The organism is Leeuwenhoekiella obamensis (assembly GCF_055391795.1).
The window spans coordinates 1,981,092-2,002,621 of the sequence record NZ_AP029251.1 but is presented as its reverse complement, the minus strand read 5'-3'; the positions used below and the strand labels follow the sequence as shown (position 1 = coordinate 2,002,621).

Genomic DNA, 21,530 nt, shown 5'->3' with positions numbered 1-21,530 from the left:
ATGGAGCAATTAGATAAAATAGATAAGATAGAGCTAGAATACCTCAAACTTGAGGATTACAAAGAGCTCAAACAATTGATGATAGAATGTTATCCTAAGATCCCAGATCCATACTGGGAGAAGAATGACATTAAAAAACTCATTAAACTTTTCCCGGAAGGGCAAGTTGTGATCAAAGTAAACGGCGTTATCGCCGGTTGCGCATTGTCTATCATAGTTAAGTATGCAGACTTTGGCGATGATCATACCTATCTTGAAATCACGGGTGATGAGACGTTTAAAACACATTCTAATGGCGGTAATGTGTTATACGGGATCGATATTTTTATAAAACCAGATTATCGCGGGATGCGCATAGGCCGCAGACTTTATGATTATCGCAAAGAGCTTTGTGAGCAGCTTAATCTAGAGCGTATTGTTTTTGGTGGTCGCTTGCCAAACTATCACCTGTTTGCAGATGAGATGACTCCGCGTGAGTATATTAAAAAGGTACGCTTACGCGAAATTGACGACCCTGTTCTCAATTTTCAATTTAGTAACGACTTCCACGTGAAGCGTGTACTTAAGAAGTATCTAGAAGGTGACAAAGCCTCACGTGAATATGCTGCGCTTTTAGAATGGGATAATATTTATTATCAAAAGCCAGTAACTAATCCTAGCCAGAATAAAACCGTTATTCGTTTAGGTTTAGTGCAGTGGCAAATGCGCCAGTACAAGAACTTTGAAGAGCTCATAGAACATGCGGAATATTTTGTAGATACAATCTCTGGTTATCGCTCAGATTTTGCTTTGTTTCCAGAGTTTTTTAATGCGCCATTAATGGCTGCTTATAATGACCTTTCAGAGGCTGATGCGATAAGAAAACTAGCAAAATATACGCAACGTATTAAGCAACGTTTCTCAGAATTATCAGTTGCTTATAACATCAATATCATTACAGGAAGCATGCCTTCTTTAGAAGATGGTTCGCTGTATAATGTTGGTTTTTTATGTAGAAGAGATGGTACAATAGAAGAGTTTTATAAACTGCATGTTACTCCAGATGAAGCTAAAGTTTGGGGGATGAAAGGAGGAACAAAATTGCAAACCTTTGATACAGATTGTGGTAAAATAGGTATTCTAATTTGCTATGATGTTGAGTTCCCAGAGTTGAGTCGTTTGCTTGCAGATCAAGGTATGGATATTCTATTTGTGCCTTTCCTTACAGATACGCAAAACGCTTACAGCCGTGTGCAACATTGTGCGCGAGCAAGAGCGATAGAGAACGAGTGTTATGTAGCGATCGCTGGTAGTGTGGGTAATTTACCAAAGGTGCATAATATGGATATTCAGTTTGCACAAAGTATGGTCTTTACACCTTGTGACTTTCAGTTTCCTACAAACGGAGTGAAAGCCGAAGCGACACCTAATACCGAAATGATCCTTGTGGCTGATGTAGATCTTGATCACCTCAAAGAGTTAAATCAACACGGTAGCGTGCGAAATCTCACAGACAGACGGAAAGATATTTTTCAGCTTAAGATTAAGAAATAAAAAAAATCCTCTCGGTTACCGAGAGGATTTTTTTTCGCCGAAAGGCATATTGTTTTAAGAATCTTGAGCCACTGTAATGGTCTCTGATCTAAATTTATTTTTACCAAAGTCAAGCGTGCGAATTGGGAACGGTATGTTAATGTCATTTGCATCGTATACTTTCTTGATCGCCATGATCGCTTTGTTTCTCGCTTCAGAAATATCCTTTTGTTTTAAAGCCGGAGTCCAGAAGCGTAGCACATAGTTTATTGAGCTGTCGCCAAATTCTGTATAGAACAATTCAACCTCTTCATTACCCTGCTGCGGGAAAAGTTCTTTAATGGTAGAAACGGTCAATTCTTGCACCTTTTCTAGGTCACTTTCATAACCCACGCCACAATTCACAAAAATGCGAGAACGCTCTGTCTGGCTGAAGTTCTTAAAAGGATTTTCAATAATACTTGCATTTGGGATCATCACAAGGTTGTTATCATTCTCTCTTATGATGATGCTTCTAAGATTTATATCTTCTATAAAACCTGCAAAACCATTAGTCTCAACCCAATCTCCCAATTGAATTTTAGGCAAGAATGAAAGAATAACACCAGAAAATGTGTTGTTCAACGTTCCTTGAAGCGCTAGACCAATTGCCAAAGCAACAACACCAGCACCTGCAAGAATAGATGTTAATACCTTATCAAGTTCAAGAACACCCAGCGCAAAGAAAAAACCAATAAGGACCGTTAAAGCAAAAACAAGTTTGCCTACCATAACTTTTATGCTGCGCTGTTTCACGCTTTTCATAAGCACATTGGTAAATAGTTTTGAAACATATTTAGCAATGAACCAGAAAATGATAAAAATAATAATGGCAAAAAGTATGTTTGGCAACTTAAGAATAAGCGCCTGCACCCAGCCTTCTAGTTTGTCCCAGAGCATATTAAATCCGCCTGAAACTACGTCTTTGTCTGTTGTGTTTTGATCTTGTAAGAGTAAAAGCATTAATCTATGTCTTTATGGGTTTCACTAGTTCTCATTTTCCATGCGTCAAGCATCCAGCTTGTTTTCTCAAGTTCTCTGATGTAAGCGCCTACAAGGTCAATTGTACCTTCGTCGCCAGCTTTGTCTGCAGTTTCTACTACCACGCGCATTTGCTTTAATAGTTTACCATGATCTTCAAGAATGATGGTTACCATTTCAACATCTTTAAACTCACTTTTTGACTCTTCCAAGTTAGACATTTTCAGGTAATCAGAATAGTTACTTGTAGGTTGATAACGCAACGTCAAAATACGTTCTGCGATCTCATCCACTTTAACCTTAGCATCTTCATACATCAATTCAAACTGCTCGTGAAGATCAAAGAAATTACGTCCTACGACATTCCAGTGAAAATTTCTAAGCTTTTGATAATATAGGTGATAGTCTGCTAACAAAGTGTTGAGTTGCTCAACAGTTTTCTCGGTTTTAGCTGAATCTAAATTAAGATAGTTCATGATCTTTTTAATAAGTTTTATTTATACCTATCAAATTTACCATTGTTAAATTCTTGTAGCAAAGATGTTAAATGGTTTAGCTAAAATTTAACTCGTTACCCATACAGTTGTTAAGAGTTTTCACGATTTTGCGGCCTCGAGACATTGCAGGGAAACACGTATCTTTGACCTCATAAAATTCACAATGCAAACTGAGACATCATTTAGCGGTAAAACTATCCTATTAACAGGCGGCGCGGGTTTTATCGGTTCGCATCTTGCGCATGCATTTTTAGCGCTGGGAGCAAAGGTGAGATGTCTTGATAATCTAAGTACCGGCAAGCTCGAGAATATAAAACCGCTTATTGAGCATGATGATTTTGAGTTTATCAAAGCAGATATTCGGGATTATGACGCTTGCGCGAAAGCTACTCAGGGATGTGATCTCGTGAGCCATCAGGCGGCTCTGGGCAGTGTTCCTAGAAGTATAGAAGATCCATTGACCACAAACGCGGTAAATATCTCTGGATTTTTGAATATGCTACAAGCCGCAAACAACACCGGGATCAAACGTTTTGTTTACGCTGCGAGTTCATCAACTTACGGAGATAGTAAAACTCTTCCTAAAGTTGAAGAAACTATCGGCAAGCCGCTTTCGCCATATGCGGTGACAAAATATGTCAACGAACTCTATGCTGATGTTTTCTCAAAAACATACGGTATGGAGTGCATTGGGTTGAGGTATTTTAATGTCTTCGGGCCTCGACAGGATAAAGACGGAGCCTATGCCGCTGTGATCCCAAAATTCGTTTCTGCGCTTATAGAACATAAAAGTCCGGTGGTTAATGGAGATGGCAGTTTTTCACGAGATTTTACATACATCGAGAATGTTGTTCAGGCTAATGTTCTTGCGTTAAGTACCGCTTCCGCGAAAGCGATAAACGAAGTATACAATGTAGCCGTGGGAGAGCGAACATCCATTCAAGAATTATTTGAAGCCCTGCAAAACGGACTTTCAAATTTTGATACAGATATAAAGAATATAAAGCCTCAATACGGCCCAGAACGCGCGGGAGATGTACCGCATTCGCTGGCGAGTATTGAGAAAGCACAAGAACTTTTGGGCTACGACCCAAAATATAAATTTGCTCAAGGTATAGAAGAATCTATCGCCTGGTACTGGGCACAAATGCAAAAGCATTCATGAGAAAAAAACTGGGCATCATAGGCTTGGGTTATGTGGGTTTGCCGCTGGCGAGATTGTTTGCTACGCAGTATGCCGTTGTGGGATTTGACGTAAAAAGAAATCGCGTCGAGAATATAAAATCGGGTGTGGATAGCACGGGAGAAGTAGAGCAGGAGCAGTTAGAAAATGTGCTGAAGCAAGCTAATGATCAGTCTTTAGGCTTGTTTTGTACCGCAGATGATAAAGAGTTAGAAGGTTGTGATATTTTTATAGTCACTGTCCCCACGCCGGTAGATGATAATGCAAATCCAGATTTTACACCGCTGGTAAAAGCCAGTGAAACGGTGGGTAAATATCTAGACCGCGGAGTCATCGTAATCTATGAATCTACGGTTTACCCGGGAGCAACAGAAGAGGTTTGTATTCCTATCTTAGAAAAAGTTTCTGGACTTAAGTTCAATGAAAATTTCTACGCAGGTTATTCACCAGAACGCATTAATCCCGGAGATAAAAAACACACGGTTGAGAAAATATTAAAAGTGACTTCTGGCTCAACGCCGCAGGTTGCTGATATTGTTGATGAACTCTATGCTTCTGTGATCGAAGCGGGAACGTTTAAAGCGAGTTCTATAAAAGTTGCTGAAGCGGCAAAAGTCATTGAGAATTCACAGCGCGACATCAATATTGCCTTTGTGAATGAGTTGGCTAAGATCTTCAACCTTATGGATATTGATACCAGCGAAGTGCTGGAAGCTGCCGGTACAAAATGGAATTTCCTTCCGTTCAAGCCAGGATTAGTGGGCGGACATTGCATAGGTGTTGATCCTTATTATTTGGCGCAAAAAGCCAAGCAAGTGGGATATCATCCAGAGATAATTTTGGCCGGAAGGCGACTCAACGATAGCATGGGGCCGTATGTGGCGTCTCAGGTTATCAAGTTGATGGCGCAGAAGGATATCAAGATAAAAGGAAGCAAAGTGCTGCTTCTGGGCCTGACATTTAAAGAAAATTGCCCTGATGTGCGCAACACGCGCGTTGTTGATGTGTATCACGAGTTGGTGCAATATGGTTGTGAGGTTGATGTCTTCGACCCAATGGTGAATCCTGAAGAAGTAAAAGCCGTTTATGGAATTGATGTCGTATCAAAACCTCGAGAGAATTATGCAGGAGTTGTTCTTGCTGTGGGGCATGAGGCTTTCGCCAAAATACATATCGACGCTCTAAAAGCCGAGAATTCGGTGGTGTATGATGTGAAAGGCTTTCTCAAAACAAAAGTAGATGGCCGACTCTAAGAAAAAGCTGCTTTTTGTTTTTGGGACGAGGCCAGAGGCAATCAAAATGATTCCTGTGGTCAAAGCGTTCAAAGCTGAATATCAGTTTGATGTTGAGGTTTGCGTTACCGGTCAGCATAAAGAGATGCTTGAGCAGGTTTTGACTTTCTTTAAAGTGACGCCAGATTATGACCTGGCTGTGATGAGAAAAGGACAGACGCTTAATACCTTGACAATCTCAATTCTTGAGAAGTTGGAGCCTATTCTGCAAGAAGCAAAACCAGATTTGATTTTTGTGCATGGCGATACATCTACAAGTTTTGTGGCGAGTCTGGCGGCATTTTATCAAAGTATTCCTGTGGCTCATGTGGAGGCCGGTTTAAGAACTTGGGATATTCAATCGCCATTTCCAGAGGAGTTGAACAGGCAGTTGACGGGTAGGATTGCAAAATTTCATTTTGCTCCAACGCCTTGGTCAAAAGAGAATCTGCTCAAAGAAAATATCCCTGAAGAAAATATTCTGGTTACCGGAAACACGGTAATCGATGCCTTGCATTTGACGATAGAAAAACTGGGAGATACAATCCCTGAATCTTTGAAGGATAGTTTTGGCGCCGTGCCTGGCGCTCGGCAGGAAAGCCAAAAAACTGTTTTAATAACCGGCCACCGTCGGGAGAATTTCGGTGACGGATTAAGACATTTATGCGAAGGTTTTAAAACGCTTGCAAACCAGAATCCCGAGGTGCAATTTATTTATCCTGTACATTTGAATCCCAATGTTCTAAGGCCTGTTCACGAGATCTTAGGAGAGGTTCCTAACTTTAAGTTGATAGAGCCACTATCGTATCCAGATTTTATCTGGTTGATGAACAAGAGCGACATCATAGTGACTGATAGCGGAGGAATCCAAGAGGAAGCGCCGGGATTAGGTAAGCCGGTTTTAGTGACACGAGAAGTGACTGAGCGACCAGAGGCCGTAAAGGCAGGAACAGTAAAATTGATCGGTACGGATGCTGATTTGCTTATCATTGAAGTTACAAAATTGATCAACGATAAAGCGTATTATGAAACTATGGCAAGGGCACATAACCCGTATGGAGATGGTAAGGCTTGCGCCAAAATTATTGAGTTTATAGCAAATAGATTATGAAAATATTAATTACAGGAGGTGCTGGTTTTATTGGGTCGCACGTGGTACGCTTGATGGTGAACAAATATCCAGAACATGAGATTTACAACTTGGATGCGCTGACTTATGCCGGCAATCTGGAGAATCTTACAGATATTGAAGATCAGCCCAATTATCATTTTGTGAAAGCTGATATCAATGATGCAGCGGCTATAGATTCACTTTTTGCAGACCATGATTTTGACAAAGTCATTCACCTTGCGGCCGAGAGTCATGTAGATAGAAGTATTAAAGACCCGTTAGCTTTCGTGAAAACAAATATAATAGGAACTTTAAATCTTCTTAACGCTTGCCGCGAAAACTGGAAAGATAACTTCACGGATAAACTTTTTTATCATATAAGCACAGATGAAGTTTATGGAACGCTAGGAGAAGAAGGACTTTTTACGGAAGAAACCTCGTATGATCCTAATTCGCCATATTCTGCTTCAAAGGCAAGCTCAGACCATTTTGTTAGAGCTTATGGTGAAACGTATGGTTTGCCTTATATCATCTCAAATTGCAGTAATAATTACGGTCCTAATCAGTTTCCTGAAAAGTTGATACCGTTGTTCATCAATAACTGTATTGAAGAAAAACCATTGCCGGTGTATGGCGACGGAAATTATACAAGGGATTGGCTTTTTGTGATCGATCATGCACGTGCGATAGATGAGATCATGCAGAAGGGTAAGTTGAAAGAAACGTATAACATCGGTGGTTTCAACGAATGGAAAAATATTGACCTCGTTAAACTTTTGTGTAAACAGATGGACGAGAAGTTGGGTAGAAAAGACGGAAGTTGCGAGACATTGATAACCTATGTAAAAGACAGGCCGGGTCATGATAAACGTTATGCAATTGATGCCAGCAAGATCAATAGTGAGCTAGGGTGGGAGCCCTCAGTAACTTTTGAAGAAGGATTATCAAAAACAATTGATTGGTATCTGGAGAATACAGAGTGGTTGAAGAGTGTGACGAGTGGTGAGTACAAGAAGTACTACGAAGAACAGTATAATTAGTATATACTGTTATAATGTTAAAAAGTTATTAGGTTAGGTTGTTAATCAGTTATAATGAAAGTTCAATCGCATAAGGATTTAAAGGTATGGCAAGAGAGTATGTTTCTTGTCGAGGATACTTATGCCATTGTAAAATTATTTCCTGCAGATGAATTATATGGCTTAAGCAGTCAAATGAAGAGAGCTTCTATTTCGGTTGCTTCTAACATAGCTGAAGGAGCAGGCCGGAGAAGTAATAAGGAGTGGATACAATTCTTATACATCTCAATGGGTTCTTTAAGTGAATTAGAGACTCAAATGGAATTGGCTGTTAGGTTGAAATTTGTTGAAGCAAATTCGGAATATTCACAACGCATATTTTACATAAGGAATATGCTTTCAAAACTTATTGCAAGTCTGTCATAACAGATAACCTTATAACCCCATAACAATAAAAAAAAATGAAAGGAATAATATTAGCAGGCGGTTCAGGAACACGGTTATACCCATTAACGATAGCGGTGAGTAAGCAGCTAATTCCTGTTTATGACAAGCCCATGATCTATTACCCACTTTCTACATTGATGCTTGCGGGTATACGAGAGATCTTGATCATAACTACGCCAAAGGATCAAGCAGCTTTTCAAAACTTGCTAGGAGATGGTAGCGCGCTAGGTTGTAGGTTTGAATACACAATTCAGGAAAATCCCAATGGACTGGCCGAGGCGTTTATTCTAGGTGAAGATTTTATAGGTGATGATAAAGTTGCCCTTGTTCTGGGAGATAATATCTTTTATGGCAATGGCTTAAGCCAAATGCTTCAGGACTTAAATTCGGTTGAGGGTGGAAGTATTTTTGCCTATCCTGTAAAGGACCCTGAGCGCTATGGCGTTGTAGAATTTGATGAAGATAAAAAGGCGATTTCAATTGAAGAAAAGCCGAAGGAGCCTAAGTCGCAATATGCCATTCCTGGTCTGTACTTTTTTGATAATCGGGCGGTAGATTTCGCGAAAGCGGTAAAACCATCTGCGCGAGGCGAACTAGAGATCACTAGTATTCATAACAGTTATCTAGAGCTGGGTGAATTGAGCGTTTCGGTGATGAGTCGAGGGATGACTTGGTTTGATACCGGTACGATTGATTCGCTTGACGAAGCAACAGATTTTGTGCGCGCCATTGAACATCGCCAGCGTTTTAAAATAGGCTGTATTGAGGAAGTAGCTTTCCTGATGAACTTCATTGACAAAGACCAACTCGCCATACTCGCCGAAAAATACGGGAAATCAACCTATGGCGAATACCTAAAATCTTTACTATAATGCAATTTATTGAAACTGGTTTTAAGGACTTATGGCTGTGTGAGCCAAAGGTTTTTGGAGACCATCGAGGCTATTTTTTTGAAGCCTTTAATAAGGAAGAATTCAAGCAGGAAACCGGCCTCGAGGTTGAGTTTGTACAGCAAAATGAAAGTCATTCTTCTAAAGGTGTTTTACGTGGCTTGCATCTGCAAAAAGGTGATTTCGCTCAAGCGAAATTTATTCGAGTGCTTCAAGGAAGTGTGCTAGATGTCGTGGTGGATCTGCGTAAGGATCAGCCCACTTTTGGGAAGAAATATGAAGTAGAACTCACCGCCGAAAATAAGAGACAGCTCTTTGTACCCAGGGATTTTGCGCATGGTTTTCTCGTGACTTCAGAGACTGCAACTTTTGTGTATAGCTGTGATAATTTTTATGCGCCAGAGCATGAATTGAGTTTGAGTTTTTTTGATAAAAAACTGGGAATAGAACTTTCTTTGTCTAAAGAAGAACTTAAGCTTTCACAGAAAGATGAAAAGGCTTTGGGTTTTGAGGAAATCGTAAAGGAGTTGTATGGCTAAGAAATTTAAAATCCTAGTCACAGGAGCAAATGGTCAATTGGGACAATGCATAAAGCAGGCGTCTAGCAGTTTTGACCATGAGTTTTTTTACTTCTCGAGTTCAGAATTGGATATTACTGATAAATCTTCAGTGGAGCCGGTTTGTAAGAAAATCAATCCAGACTTTATAATAAATGCAGCAGCCTATACCCAAGTGGATAAAGCAGAAGATGAAGAAGAACAGGCATTTGCTGTAAATCATATAGGCGTCAGGAACCTCACAGATCATTGCAAACAATCAAGTTGCGGTTTGATACACATTTCAACTGATTATGTTTTTGATGGGGAAAAGAATTCGCCATATTTAGAAACGGATGAGGTTAATCCGCAAACGGTTTATGGAAGGTCAAAGCTTGCGGGAGAAGTAGAAATTATTGATGCTCAACTAGAGAAGTTTGCCATTTTGAGAACCTCTTGGTTGTATAGTTCTTTTGGGCACAACTTCCCAAAGACGATGCTCAAACTAGCTAAGGATAGGGATTCTTTAAAAGTAGTGAATGACCAGCACGGCAGTCCGACTAGCGCTCATGATCTAGCAGAAGCTATTTTGCAAATAATACCTCAATTGACTAGTGAAAATTCAGGTTTATATCATTTTTCAAATAGTGGGATCACAACGTGGTTTGGGTTTGCAAAAGAGCTTCTTAAGCAACGAGAAATTGAAATAGAATTACATCCAGTTTTCTCAGATGAATTTCCTGCGAAAGCCAAACGACCAAAATACAGTAAGCTTGAAAACGTTAGCGTAACTGAAGTATTTAACTTAGAGGTAAAAGACTGGAAAATTTCTCTAGATAAAACTGTTTTTTCCTAGTTAAAAAAACATCTTAAAAGTATATTTGTCTCAATATCATAAAATCAACCAATGAAGATTAAAAAGATTTGCTGTATTGGCGCGGGCTACGTTGGTGGGCCAACGATGTCAGTTATAGCACAAAATTGTCCAGAAGTACAAGTAACAGTAGTAGATCTCAATGCAAAGAGAATTGCGGCATGGAATGATGAAGATCTTGATAAACTGCCAATTTACGAACCTGGTTTAGATAAAGTAGTTGGTGAAGCTCGTGGGCGAAATCTTTTCTTTTCTACAGAAGTAGATAAAGCAATTGATGAGGCCGATATGATCTTTATTTCAGTTAATACTCCTACGAAAACGTATGGTATTGGCAAGGGGATGGCTGCAGATTTGAAATATATCGAATTATGTGCACGTCAAATTGCTCGTGTAGCCAAATCTGATAAAATCGTAGTTGAAAAGTCAACACTTCCTGTACGTACCGCTGAAACCTTAAAGCGTATTCTAGATAATACAGGTAACGGAGTGAATTTTGATATTCTTTCTAATCCTGAATTCCTTGCGGAAGGTACGGCTATTGAAGATCTTCAAAATGCTGATCGTGTTTTGATAGGTGGAGATAATGACGAGCGTGGAATTAAAGCTAAGGAGGCACTTGTAGAGATCTACGCACAATGGTTACCAAAAGAAAGAATTCTTACAACTAATGTATGGAGTTCAGAGCTTTCTAAATTGACGGCTAATGCATTCTTAGCGCAACGTGTATCTTCTATCAATGCTCTTTCAGAACTTTGTGAGGTTACTGAGGCCGATGTTAATGAAGTTGCTCGTGCGATAGGTACTGACTCAAGAATAGGTCCTAAATTCCTTAAGTCTTCTGTTGGTTTTGGAGGCTCATGTTTCCAAAAAGATATTTTGAACTTGGTTTATATCGCCAAGTCTTTTGGTCTTGATGCTGTAGCTGATTATTGGGAGCAAGTGATCATTATGAATGATCATCAGAAGCGTCGATTTGCAGCGAAAATGGTTAGCACGCTATTTAACACCGTTTCTGGGAAGAAGATCACTTTGCTAGGTTGGGCGTTTAAAAAAGATACTAATGATACTCGTGAGTCTGCGGCAATCTACGTTGCTGACTATCTTTTAAATGAGCAAGCAGAGATCACCGTTTACGATCCTAAGGTTTCGGCTGAGCAGGTGTATGCTGATCTTGACTATTTAAACACACGTAGCGAGGAAGAGAACAGAAAACTTGTGACTGTTGTAAATGATCCTTTAGAGGCTTGCAAAGACTCTCATGCGATCGCTATTATGACAGAATGGGATGAGTTTAAAACCTACGATTGGGAAACGATCTATAAAGATATGTTTAAACCTGCATTCTTGTTTGATGGTCGTGCGTTGCTCGATTCAGAAAAGCTGGATGAGATAGGTTTTGAAACTTATGTTATAGGTAAAGGATAAAATTTAAGGATGTCAAGCGGGGAGCAGAAAAATAGAATTTGGCTTTCCCCACCACATCTTGGCGGGCAGGAAAAACAATATCTTAACGCAGCGATATCTGAAAATTGGATCGCTCCCGCTGGCCCTCAGATCGACCGATTTGAAAGTGAATTAGAAAATTATATAGGTTATAAGAAATATGCCGCGGCTCTTAATTCAGGGACCGCGGCTATTCATTTAGCGCTTATCCTCGCTGGAGTTACAAAAGGAGATGAGGTGATTTGCCAGAGTCTGACCTTTGCCGCAAGTGCAAATCCTATAAAATATTTAGGGGCGACCCCAGTTTTTGTAGATAGTGAGCAAACGACCTGGAATATTTGTCCGGTTTTGCTAGAAGAGGCGATCAAAGATCGTATCGCTCATGGCAAAAAACCTAAGGCGATCATCGCCGTTCATCTTTATGGCATGCCTTATCAGGTGGATGAGGTTTTGGCTGTAGCCAAAAAATATAAAATACCAGTAATAGAAGATGCGGCTGAAGCATTAGGAAGTTCATGTAACGGAAAACCCTGCGGGAATTTTGGGAAGTTTGCTATTTTTTCTTTTAACGGAAATAAGATCATCACGACCAGTGGTGGCGGAGCTTTGCTTAGTAATACAGAGGATGAAAAGAAAGAAGCCATTTTTCTAGCTACTCAGGCAAAGGATCAAGCATTTCATTTTGAGCATTCTCAATTAGGCTATAATTACCGCATGAGCAATATCGCTGCGAGTATAGGCTGTGGACAAATGGAAGTCCTGGCAGACCGTATTTCGCAGAAGCGAGAACTAAATTCATGGTATCGTGAGCTTTTTACAGCTCATGATATTGAAGTTCAATTTCAAGATGAACCTTCTGATACCTACTTTAGCAACTACTGGTTAACGGTTGTTCAACTAGATGAAAATGTGAGAGATCGTATGATTAGCGCCTTCGCGGAAGCGAATATAGAATGCCGCCCTGTGTGGAAACCTATGCATTTGCAACCGCTTTACAAGGACTGTGTTTTTTATGGCGGCGCGGTAGCAGAAAATCTTTTTAAAAACGGTTTGTGTTTGCCGTCTGGCACAAGTATGACTGCCGAAAACCGCGAAAGAATTGTAAATTGTCTTAAAACGATTCTTTAAGTTGGACAACAAAACTTCAAAATCAGATTGGTCGCTTAGCGGATTTTCACTAACAGAATTGCTGGGTAGAGAGGAAATCTGTGTGGATCTTGCATCAGCAGCCTCGCATATTGCGGGTAAAACCATTTTGATCACTGGGGGGGCTGGATTTATAGGAAGTGAATTGGCTAAACAGATCGCTTTGCTTATGCCAAAGAAGTTGATCTTACTTGATCAAGCAGAGACTCCGCTTCATGAATTGAGTTTAGCATTAGATGAAGATCATCCAGAGATTGAAAAACAGTTTCTGCTAAGAAATATTACAAATCGAGAAGATGTTTTTGATCTTTTCAATAAAGAGCAAGTCGACATTGTCTTTCATGCTGCGGCGTATAAGCATGTGCCATTGATAGAGCAAAATCCTGAGCAAGGCTTTGCGGTGAATGTTCTAGGGACAAAGAATGTTCTTGACGCGGCTATTGATGCTCATGTTAGTCAGTTTTTTTTGATCAGCACAGATAAAGCTGTTTGCCCTTCAAGCGTGATGGGCGCGACCAAAAAAATGGCAGAAGACCTGTGTTTAGCGAACAATATTACTTCTGAAAATACTCAGATCTCAGTAATACGTTTTGGGAATATTATAGGCTCTAGTGGCTCTGTTTTTCCGTTATTTGCCCGTCAGATCAAAAACTCTAGCGCTTTGACGATCACAGATCAAAATATGCAGCGCTTTTTTATGACCGCCACAGAAGCGGTTAAATTGGTTTTGGATGCAACGGTGATGGCGACAGGAGGTGAGGTTTTTGTTTTTGATATGGGGGCGCCTATTTCTATTTTGGCTATAGCCAAAAAAATGCTACAACAATCTCAGAAGGATCTAGCTATAAAAATAATTGGTCAACGAAAAGGGGAGAAGTTATCAGAAAATTTGACTGAAGGAGAACAACTGAGTCAAACAAGAAATACACATATTTCATTCTTCATACCCGAAAAAGATAACTTTGAGAATTTTATGTTTTTGGATAAACATGATGAATTATGTGAAGTGAATAAGCTTAAAGAAGCGTTTGAGGAAAGGTTGAAAAGCTTAGTGTAGCGATGAAGTTATTAGATCTTTTTATACCCATTTTATTAAGTTTAGTTGTTTCGGTTATTCTATTTCCCATAGGTATTCACCTATTGAAAAAATGGAATGTTGTAGATCATCCTAACTTCAGGAAATTTCATAAAAGTCCGGTGCCAACTTTAGGCGGAGTTTTGATCTTTCTTTCAGTAGTTTTTGGCTACTTGATCTTATCTCCAGGTATTACAAACTGGCCATTTTGGGTGGGGATCACAGCAATTTTGATCCTTGGTATTGTAGATGATCTTCTTGATATAAAGCCTGTAATTAAGTTAGGTTTTCAATTTTTGAACTTTGCTTTTTTGGTTATTCAAGGTGATTTTTTAGTTGAATGGGAAGTGTTGTTTGGGTTTGTGGGTTTACCATTTATGCTCAATCAACTATTGACGATTATTTTCTTTGTATTTATTGTCAACGCATTTAATGTGATAGATGGAGCTGATGGAGTGGGAGGAACAGTATCTCTTTTTTTTCTGGTCGTAGTAGCATACATTTTTTACAGTTCGTTAGAAACACAATATTTAGAAATTGCGTTATTTCTGCTCGGAGCGATCATAGGATTTTTGTTCTATAATTGGGCTCCAGCTAAGATCTATATGGGAGATTCGGGTTCTAATTTGTTAGGACTTTGTTGCGCTTGTTTTATGGTTGTGATCTTGATGAATACGCAGTCTAGCGCTCAAACCCGACTAGAAATTGTCAATCCGTTTAGTACGCTTTTATCAGCATTTAGCTTCCCGATCTTTGATTTTGTAAGAGTAATTGTACTACGATCGATCAAAAGAAAACCACTTTTTATAGCAGATAAGCTTCACATTAATTCGTTGCTTATGCGAAAAGGTTGGTCACATTATAAAATCGCTGGCAGTGTAGCAATATTTACAGGTGTTATGTTCTGTATCTCGCAAGTTCTGAGTGTTTATTTTGTGGATTGGTCTGGCCTTTTGAGTTTATTGGTAATCGGTATTGTAGTGCATTTTGCTTTTGTGAAGTGGGTAGAAAGTAAAAGATAATTAAATAAAGTTTCCTCTTGCATGCTGACTTTGAAAGTTGGAACTTCCATACACTATCCATACACTATCCATACACTATCCATACACTATCCATACACTATCCATACACTATCCATACACTATCCATACACTATCCATACACTATCCATACACTATCCACGCTATAACTACGCTATAACTACGCTATAACCATACACCATCCCCGTCCTTGGCTAGTCCTAAAATAGCTATACAGATTAGTAAATAAATCCTGATATAACTATACAAATCTGATGCTTAATATTAGTTGATATCATATATGATGCATCTCGGCTCCGCTCGATGACCTTTATTATTGATGGGTGCTGGGAGTGGGGAACCCTCCGACCTTTGCTTCGCTTGGTCACCTCCCTTAATAAATTAATGGAGGAGCTTTATCTTGGCTTTGCTCGATTGCTTTTATTTTAAATGGGTGCTGGGAGTAGGGAACCCTCCGACCTTTACTTCGCTTGGTCACCTCCCTTAATAGATTAATGGAGGAGCTTTATCTTGGCTTCGCTGGATGATTTTACTAGGTGAAAAGGATTAGGGAATAGCCCAATGTATTAAATTTCAATATAATTGAAAAATTGTATTTCAAATCATGTCTTTTCTTTTTTCCATTGATGAAAAAAGAAACAAAAAAATCTAGACTTATTTTAAATTTCTTGAATTGTAGGAAAAGCTTCTTACCATGCGTATGAGAAACCGCTGCGCTAGTCTCTTACTCCACATCCAGCGCTGCGAAGCTTTTCCCCAATTGCTATGAAATTTAAAAGTAGGTCATGTTCGCTTAAAAAGAATGATTGACTTGGGATAGAACACACTCCGGTCTGTGCTTCGCTGGGCCACCTCCTTTAATAAATTAATGGAGGAACTTTATCCTGGATTTGCTCGATGAATTAAGGTGTCCTATAGTTTACTTATTGCATTTGAATGCTTGCTTACTCTACTTGGGAGGAGGGTGAAGGCTATTATTATAGCTACTTCAAATCTTAAGCGTTGTATGGGTTCAAAAAGGAAGATCCAGGGAAGGCTTACGATAAAGAATATAATCAGGAAATTGAATTGTGATTGCTTTTGAATATTGTTTGCAATCAACTTTTTTATGAGTTTTTGAATTAGACAGATCAGTAAAACAAGCATAGCAAGAAATCCAATAATGCCGGCATTGAGCCATGCTCCTAGAAGTACAGAATGACTAGGGATGGTTTTGATCTCTTGTTTCTTAAGTTTTTTAGTGAGCTTAGGAGAGATTTTATTAATGTCTACAAATTCATCATAGTATTCGCCTGTTTTGTCTTTTGGCCATGAGCCATATCCTAGTAATGGTTTTTTGGCTATAGACAAAGCACTTACATACACTTGAGGGCGTGTAATTTTAATGAGTTGGAGAGGGTGGTATGGGTTGTCAATCTTTGCAAATTGCGTTTTACTTCTACTGAAAGTATTGTTGTTTTCTGAAACGTATATGAAGCCAGTCCACAATATACATAGTATTGCAAAGGCTACAATAATAGGAGTCAGGAACTGCTTGCTTTTAATAGGTTTGAATAGTGAATTCATTTTATAGATGAATCCACTTGCAATAAAGATCAGTCCGGCACTTCTTGCATCAAATATAGATAAGGATACGACGCCAGTGATAATCGAGAGGTACCAGATATGTAGTTTTATTCTTTCGTAAAAAAAGTAGCTGGTGCAGATAAATATATATCCTAAAAGCGGAGCAAAAAGAAGTCGGGAAAGTCCGTTCTCAAAAACGGCTAGTTTAGGCGAGAACCAGACAAAAAGCAATAGACTGATGCTGTAGCCGATGAAGATTGAAAATATCTTATTTGGCTGCAGCCAAATAGCATGGTAAACAAATATTATCATAGCCGCTGAAATGATAATATTTACCCAGCCCCGCGCCATGTTGTGCAAGGTATTTTGATTTATAATGTCACTGGTTACTTGACTTAGGAGCAGAACCAATAGCAATACAAGAGGAATCCTTAATACAGAAAAATAGGAGGGAAGTCTTTTTAAATTTCGCGGAAGCAATAAGATTATTCCAGCGAATATCTCATTCAATGGAATCGTGCCAATAAAGCCTACAAGGATATTTTTTAGAAATCCGAAGGTGAAGTTAATGACGCTAAAGGACTTAAAGCTGTTGCCCATAGTGCCAAGATAAGATAATTATGGTTTAGTAGGCTTTGTCTTCACCACGAAGAACATTCACCACGGTGTAATAAATTATGGTAAGGTCTAACCTAAGTGACCATTTTTCAACATAGAAAATGTCGAGTTTAGTTCTATTAATGATATCAGAATTTTCAACGATCTCACCTCTAAAACCACGTATTTGGGCAAGGCCGGTAATACCAGGTTTTACGTAGTGTCTAACCAAATATTTGTCAATGGATGCAATGTAATGGTCAGATTGTGATTCCATGTGCGGGCGTGGACCAACCACACTCATATCTCCAAGAAATACATTAAAGAACTGCGGTAATTCATCAAGACTTGTGCGTCTAAGGAAGGCCCCAATCTTTGTAACGCGCTTATCACCTTTTACCATCATTTTAGTATTTGCTTCTTTGTTGTCTCGCATAGAGCGAAACTTGTAGCACCAGAATGGTTGTTTATTAAAACCGTGTCTTTTTTGCCTAAAGAAAAGAGGACCTTTACTCTCTAGCTTGATCAAAACATACATCAAAGGAGTTAACCATGATAGAATACAAAGGATCACTAGAAAGGAGAAAATAAGATCAAATGCACGTTTACTGACCTTTGCATAATCAGTATCTAATGGAAGTTTTCTAAGGTTTAGAACGGGGATGGTGTCATATAGCTCAAAGGACATTCCACGAGTGTAAATCTCTTTATTATCAGGGATGATCTTTATTTTTTTAAAATGATTATCCGCATAATGAATAAGCCTTCTTATCTCATCTTTAGAAAGGCGGGATGCCATGCAGTAAATCTCGTCGACTTCACCTTCCAGAGCGAAATTGAAGAACTCTTCAATGCTACCCAGATAGGTAGGGCTATATGATTTTACATTGTCAAAATATCCAACGTAGCGGTATCCAAGATCTGGTTCGTCAAAAACCTTTCTTATCTTCTTTAGGTTCTTATCTCGACCAATGACGACCACGCTAGCAAAGTTTCCTCCACTAGATCGGTATCTATCTCTTGTAAAATAGAAAATGATCCTATAGATCATTAGACCTGCGCAAATGGTCCCGAAAATATAGAATTGATCTTTAATTTCAAGTGGTGACAATCCTTTGAAAGTGAATAAAGCAAAGTATGCCAGGCCAAAGATTATATACAGCTGAAAAACCTTATGGATATTAGTTAAAAATCGCTCTTTACGTGCGGTAGGATAATAATTAAGGGCATATGCAGTGATCAACCAACTCGCATTTACATATACAATTGAAAATAGGTCAACATAGGTATCAGGAGTTAATAAATACAAAGATGCATTTATTATCAATAAATGAATAATAACCGATATAGGTATAATCAAGTAGGATCTACGCATTATTCAAGTTAATTAAGCAGATCAAATTTTTGATAATGGTTAGTATGCAGATATTAGGCATTAGTCGGTTTTAAAATCTAGAAGATTTTAGATCAGTTGTTTATTTGGGATATAAAAATAGTTAAAATATGTTCATTCCCAATCTAGGTTTTAAGTATTGAGGTATTTTTCGCCCAATCTTAAAGCCTAATGTGAAGAATCCCAGCATTCTATATTTTTTTATAATGTGAAGGTCTTCTTTTGATTTAAGCTTTTGGAGTTTAGCAGTTGTACTTTTGCCCCCCAAACGCATTTTAACTAAGTATTTATCAAGGAAGCTCTTTTTGATCTTATCTTCAAAAAACCATCGCAATGAAATTTCGTAATCACTAGCTATACGATAGGACTCATCGTACAATCCATAGTTTTCAAAGACTTCTTTTTTTACGTATATAGTCGTGTGAAGTGGAATCCATCCGAAATTTAAATAACGTTTTTTATAGGGCTTTCCAGGATAGATTCTTTTTGTGTTCTTGATATTGTTTTTCTCTACATAAAGACCACTGCCGTATACAAGATCTGCTTGTGTTTTAGTGAAATGTTCAACAACATCAGAAACTGTGTTTTTATCAAAGTAAAGGTCGTCGGAATGTAAAATCCCGATGATATCACCTGTTGCCATTTTTATGCCTTTGTTAAGAGCGTTGTATAATCCGTTGTCTTTCTCAGAAACGAATTTTGCGATCTTGTCATCATATTTCTCTACAACAGTTTGAGTGCCATCTGTTGAATTCCCATCAACAATTATGTGCTCTATGTTATCGTAGGACTGACTTAAAACGGACTCGATACAGGTTGAGATAGAGGACTTGTTATTGTAAACTATCGTTATTACTGATACTTTCAATTTTCTTCTTTTAAGAGTTGGTCAAAATAACTGATCGTCTTTTTGAGACCGTCTTCGAGGGTCACTTGAGCTTGCCATTGATTTAATTTGGCGTAAGCCAAAGAAGTATCAGGTTTGCGCTGTTGCGGATCATCTTTAGGGAGAGGAAGATGAATGATCTTTGATCTTGAACCTGTGATCTCTAAAACAGTTTTAGCAAGTTCTAACATGGTGAATTCTCCTTGGTTCCCAAGATTTACAGGTCCTACAAAGCCTTTTTCACTATTCATCATTCTAACGGTGCCTTCGATAAGATCATCAACATATTGAAAAGATCTTGTTTGAGAGCCGTCGCCAAAGATAGTGATGTCTTCTCCCTTTAATGCTTGAACTATAAAGTTTGAAACTACACGCCCATCATTAGGATTCATATTTGGCCCATAGGTATTGAAGATGCGTATGATCTTTATATCTACATTATTCTGAGTGTGGTAATCCATGAATAGTGTTTCGGCACAACGTTTACCTTCATCATAACATGATCTTGGGCCAATGGGGTTGACATTACCCCAGTATGTCTCGGGTTGTGGATGAATTTCAGGATCTCCATACACCTCACTAGTACTGGCTTGAAGAATCTTAGCTTTTACACGTTTTGCAAGACCTAACATATTTATAGCTCCCATTACAGAAGTTTTAATAGTCTTTATTGGGTTGTACTGATAGTGTACTGGGCTTGCGGGGCAGGCAAGATTGTATATCTCATCTACTTCTGCATAAAAGGGAGCAGTAACATCATGACGCACTAACTCAAAATATGGATTGTCGAAAAGGGATAAAATGTTTTGTTTGCTTCCAGTAAAGTAGTTGTCCAGACAAATCACTTCATTGCCCTCATCCAATAAACGTTTACAAAGGTGTGAACCTATGAAACCAGCACCGCCTGTGATCAGTATTTTTTTCATGAATTTTCATTTTCTTTAAAAAGAGAAATTATTTCATTTTTTAGCGTGATATATGAGTATTTCTTTTCAAAGAGTTGTCTGGTATAGTTTTTTTTCGCTTTTAAGTCATCAGAATTGTTAGAAATAAAATTCAATGTATCAATTATTTGGCTACTTAAATCTTTATTTTTATCGATTAAATATGCAGACGCCCCGTCAACCATATTTGGAATACCAGCATGATTGGTTACAATAGGAACAGTGTTTTGCGATAAAGCTTCAATAATACTTCTTGGACTTGCCTCAATTGGATATGTTGTTGGTAGGATAAAGATGTCGGCATTGGCTAATTCTTTTTGGACTTTAGCCCTTTCAGAAATTTCACCGCAAAACTCAATATTTGAATGAGGTTTTATCATTCCCAAAATTTTTTTAATAACCTCATGTTCTCCTTTGCCAAAAATCTTTAATCTAAAATCATCTTTAACGTTTCTATCTTTCAAAGCTTTAATGACCTCAAAAATACCCTTGGACTCAAAAAGATTACTTAAGTAAATAATGTTTATGGGTTTAGTTGTATTCCCCGAGGATAAGTTTTTTTCAAAAATAGGGTCAATAAAGTTGGCAATTACGTTATAGTTTTTATTAACTCCACTTATTTCTTTTAAATTCTCTGTTAGAAATATATAATGGAATAAGTCAAACTTATAAATATAATTAAAAGGAAAATTTTTGATATTAAAACTGCCGCTGCGAATATGACAAATAATTTTTTTGTTTGTGAGAATAAAAGGTAGGTAAAGTAGAATGTCTCTAAAAAATCCTTTCTTATTACTGCTAGGGACTATGTACATCATTTTAGGCCATTGGATCAGAAATAATAACCAAACTTTAAATATAGTAAGTGTATATTTAAAAAACGCAGCAAAATAGTAGACCACTTTATCTAATATATTAGCATTATCTGTTGGGTACCATTTTATATTCCACTTAAATATTTTGACATTATACCTGCTAGATAAAAGGTCACACATTAGTTTTGTTCCAACATTTTGTCCATTATATGGAGGGGGAAGGCTTGCTGGTATATAGATTCTCTTTTTTTTCATTAAATTC

The 21,530-nt window shown here is 38.3% G+C and carries 20 protein-coding genes; 13 read left to right on the top strand and 7 right to left on the bottom strand.

Annotation, left to right across the window (positions count from 1 at the left end; all coding sequences use genetic code 11):
• Positions 1-1,533: a bifunctional GNAT family N-acetyltransferase/carbon-nitrogen hydrolase family protein gene (locus ACZ5L8_RS08895; RefSeq protein ID WP_464436727.1), complete on the top strand. Its 1,533-nt coding sequence runs from the start codon at positions 1-3 to the stop codon at positions 1,531-1,533.
• A gap of 54 nt (positions 1,534-1,587) precedes the next feature.
• Here ACZ5L8_RS08895 and ACZ5L8_RS08890 read toward each other — a convergent pair whose 3' ends face one another.
• Together ACZ5L8_RS08890 and ACZ5L8_RS08885 are read right to left on the bottom strand one after the other, a co-directional pair.
• Positions 1,588-2,514 carry a mechanosensitive ion channel family protein gene (locus tag ACZ5L8_RS08890; protein ID WP_464436725.1) on the bottom strand — a complete coding sequence of 309 codons (927 nt, stop codon included), beginning with the start codon at positions 2,512-2,514 and terminating at the stop codon, positions 1,588-1,590.
• A complete protein-coding gene (locus ACZ5L8_RS08885; RefSeq protein WP_464436722.1) occupies positions 2,514-3,008 on the bottom strand; it encodes a Dps family protein in 495 nt (164 codons plus the stop codon). The genes ACZ5L8_RS08890 and ACZ5L8_RS08885 overlap by 1 nt, the downstream gene beginning before the upstream one ends.
• Before the next feature lie 184 nt (positions 3,009-3,192).
• Between ACZ5L8_RS08885 and ACZ5L8_RS08880 the strand changes: the two genes are divergently transcribed.
• The 12 genes from ACZ5L8_RS08880 to ACZ5L8_RS08825 are packed head-to-tail and all read left to right on the top strand — an operon-like array spanning position 3,193 to position 15,049.
• Positions 3,193-4,194, top strand: coding sequence for an SDR family oxidoreductase (locus ACZ5L8_RS08880; protein ID WP_464436720.1), 1,002 nt, complete (start codon positions 3,193-3,195; stop codon positions 4,192-4,194).
• The gene (locus tag ACZ5L8_RS08875; protein WP_464436719.1) at positions 4,191-5,465 is read left to right on the top strand and encodes a nucleotide sugar dehydrogenase; all 1,275 of its coding nucleotides are present in this window, start codon (positions 4,191-4,193) and stop codon (positions 5,463-5,465) included. Before ACZ5L8_RS08880 ends, ACZ5L8_RS08875 begins: the two co-directional genes overlap by 4 nt.
• Complete coding sequence (wecB, locus tag ACZ5L8_RS08870; RefSeq protein WP_464436718.1) at positions 5,452-6,594, top strand: non-hydrolyzing UDP-N-acetylglucosamine 2-epimerase; 1,143 nt, start codon at positions 5,452-5,454, stop codon at positions 6,592-6,594. The genes ACZ5L8_RS08875 and wecB overlap by 14 nt, the downstream gene beginning before the upstream one ends.
• A complete protein-coding gene (rfbB, locus tag ACZ5L8_RS08865) occupies positions 6,591-7,634 on the top strand; it encodes a dTDP-glucose 4,6-dehydratase (RefSeq protein WP_464436716.1) in 1,044 nt (347 codons plus the stop codon). The genes wecB and rfbB overlap by 4 nt, the downstream gene beginning before the upstream one ends.
• A gap of 54 nt (positions 7,635-7,688) precedes the next feature.
• Positions 7,689-8,039: a four helix bundle protein gene (locus ACZ5L8_RS08860; protein ID WP_464436713.1), complete on the top strand. Its 351-nt coding sequence runs from the start codon at positions 7,689-7,691 to the stop codon at positions 8,037-8,039.
• Positions 8,040-8,074: 35 nt separating this feature from the next.
• The gene (gene rfbA, locus ACZ5L8_RS08855) at positions 8,075-8,932 is read left to right on the top strand and encodes a glucose-1-phosphate thymidylyltransferase RfbA (protein WP_464436710.1); all 858 of its coding nucleotides are present in this window, start codon (positions 8,075-8,077) and stop codon (positions 8,930-8,932) included.
• Positions 8,932-9,489, top strand: coding sequence for a dTDP-4-dehydrorhamnose 3,5-epimerase (rfbC, locus tag ACZ5L8_RS08850; RefSeq protein ID WP_464436708.1), 558 nt, complete (start codon positions 8,932-8,934; stop codon positions 9,487-9,489). Before rfbA ends, rfbC begins: the two co-directional genes overlap by 1 nt.
• Positions 9,482-10,342 carry a dTDP-4-dehydrorhamnose reductase gene (rfbD, locus tag ACZ5L8_RS08845; protein WP_464436706.1) on the top strand — a complete coding sequence of 287 codons (861 nt, stop codon included), beginning with the start codon at positions 9,482-9,484 and terminating at the stop codon, positions 10,340-10,342. The genes rfbC and rfbD overlap by 8 nt, the downstream gene beginning before the upstream one ends.
• A 51-nt stretch (positions 10,343-10,393) precedes the next feature.
• Positions 10,394-11,788: a UDP-glucose 6-dehydrogenase gene (locus tag ACZ5L8_RS08840; protein ID WP_464436705.1), complete on the top strand. Its 1,395-nt coding sequence runs from the start codon at positions 10,394-10,396 to the stop codon at positions 11,786-11,788.
• A gap of 9 nt (positions 11,789-11,797) precedes the next feature.
• Positions 11,798-12,934 (top strand): aminotransferase class I/II-fold pyridoxal phosphate-dependent enzyme, encoded by a 1,137-nt coding sequence (locus tag ACZ5L8_RS08835; RefSeq protein WP_464436703.1) that lies wholly within the window; start codon positions 11,798-11,800, stop codon positions 12,932-12,934.
• 1 nt (position 12,935) lies between these two features.
• Positions 12,936-14,009 carry a polysaccharide biosynthesis protein gene (locus ACZ5L8_RS08830; RefSeq protein ID WP_464436701.1) on the top strand — a complete coding sequence of 358 codons (1,074 nt, stop codon included), beginning with the start codon at positions 12,936-12,938 and terminating at the stop codon, positions 14,007-14,009.
• A gap of 2 nt (positions 14,010-14,011) precedes the next feature.
• Positions 14,012-15,049 carry a glycosyltransferase family 4 protein gene (locus ACZ5L8_RS08825; protein WP_464436699.1) on the top strand — a complete coding sequence of 346 codons (1,038 nt, stop codon included), beginning with the start codon at positions 14,012-14,014 and terminating at the stop codon, positions 15,047-15,049.
• Positions 15,050-15,979: 930 nt separating this feature from the next.
• Here ACZ5L8_RS08825 and ACZ5L8_RS08820 read toward each other — a convergent pair.
• The 5 genes from ACZ5L8_RS08820 to ACZ5L8_RS08800 form a co-directional block, all read right to left on the bottom strand.
• Positions 15,980-17,233, bottom strand: a complete 1,254-nt coding sequence (locus tag ACZ5L8_RS08820; RefSeq protein WP_464436698.1) for a hypothetical protein — start codon at positions 17,231-17,233, stop codon at positions 15,980-15,982.
• Between the two features lie 25 nt (positions 17,234-17,258).
• A complete protein-coding gene (locus tag ACZ5L8_RS08815) occupies positions 17,259-18,605 on the bottom strand; it encodes an exopolysaccharide biosynthesis polyprenyl glycosylphosphotransferase (RefSeq protein WP_464436695.1) in 1,347 nt (448 codons plus the stop codon).
• A gap of 121 nt (positions 18,606-18,726) precedes the next feature.
• Positions 18,727-19,491, bottom strand: a complete 765-nt coding sequence (locus ACZ5L8_RS08810; RefSeq protein WP_464436693.1) for a glycosyltransferase family 2 protein — start codon at positions 19,489-19,491, stop codon at positions 18,727-18,729.
• Complete coding sequence (locus ACZ5L8_RS08805) at positions 19,488-20,435, bottom strand: UDP-glucuronic acid decarboxylase family protein (RefSeq protein WP_464436691.1); 948 nt, start codon at positions 20,433-20,435, stop codon at positions 19,488-19,490. Before ACZ5L8_RS08805 ends, ACZ5L8_RS08810 begins: the two co-directional genes overlap by 4 nt.
• Positions 20,432-21,523, bottom strand: coding sequence for a glycosyltransferase family 4 protein (locus tag ACZ5L8_RS08800; RefSeq protein WP_464436688.1), 1,092 nt, complete (start codon positions 21,521-21,523; stop codon positions 20,432-20,434). Before ACZ5L8_RS08800 ends, ACZ5L8_RS08805 begins: the two co-directional genes overlap by 4 nt.
• Positions 21,524-21,530 lie beyond the last annotated feature (7 nt).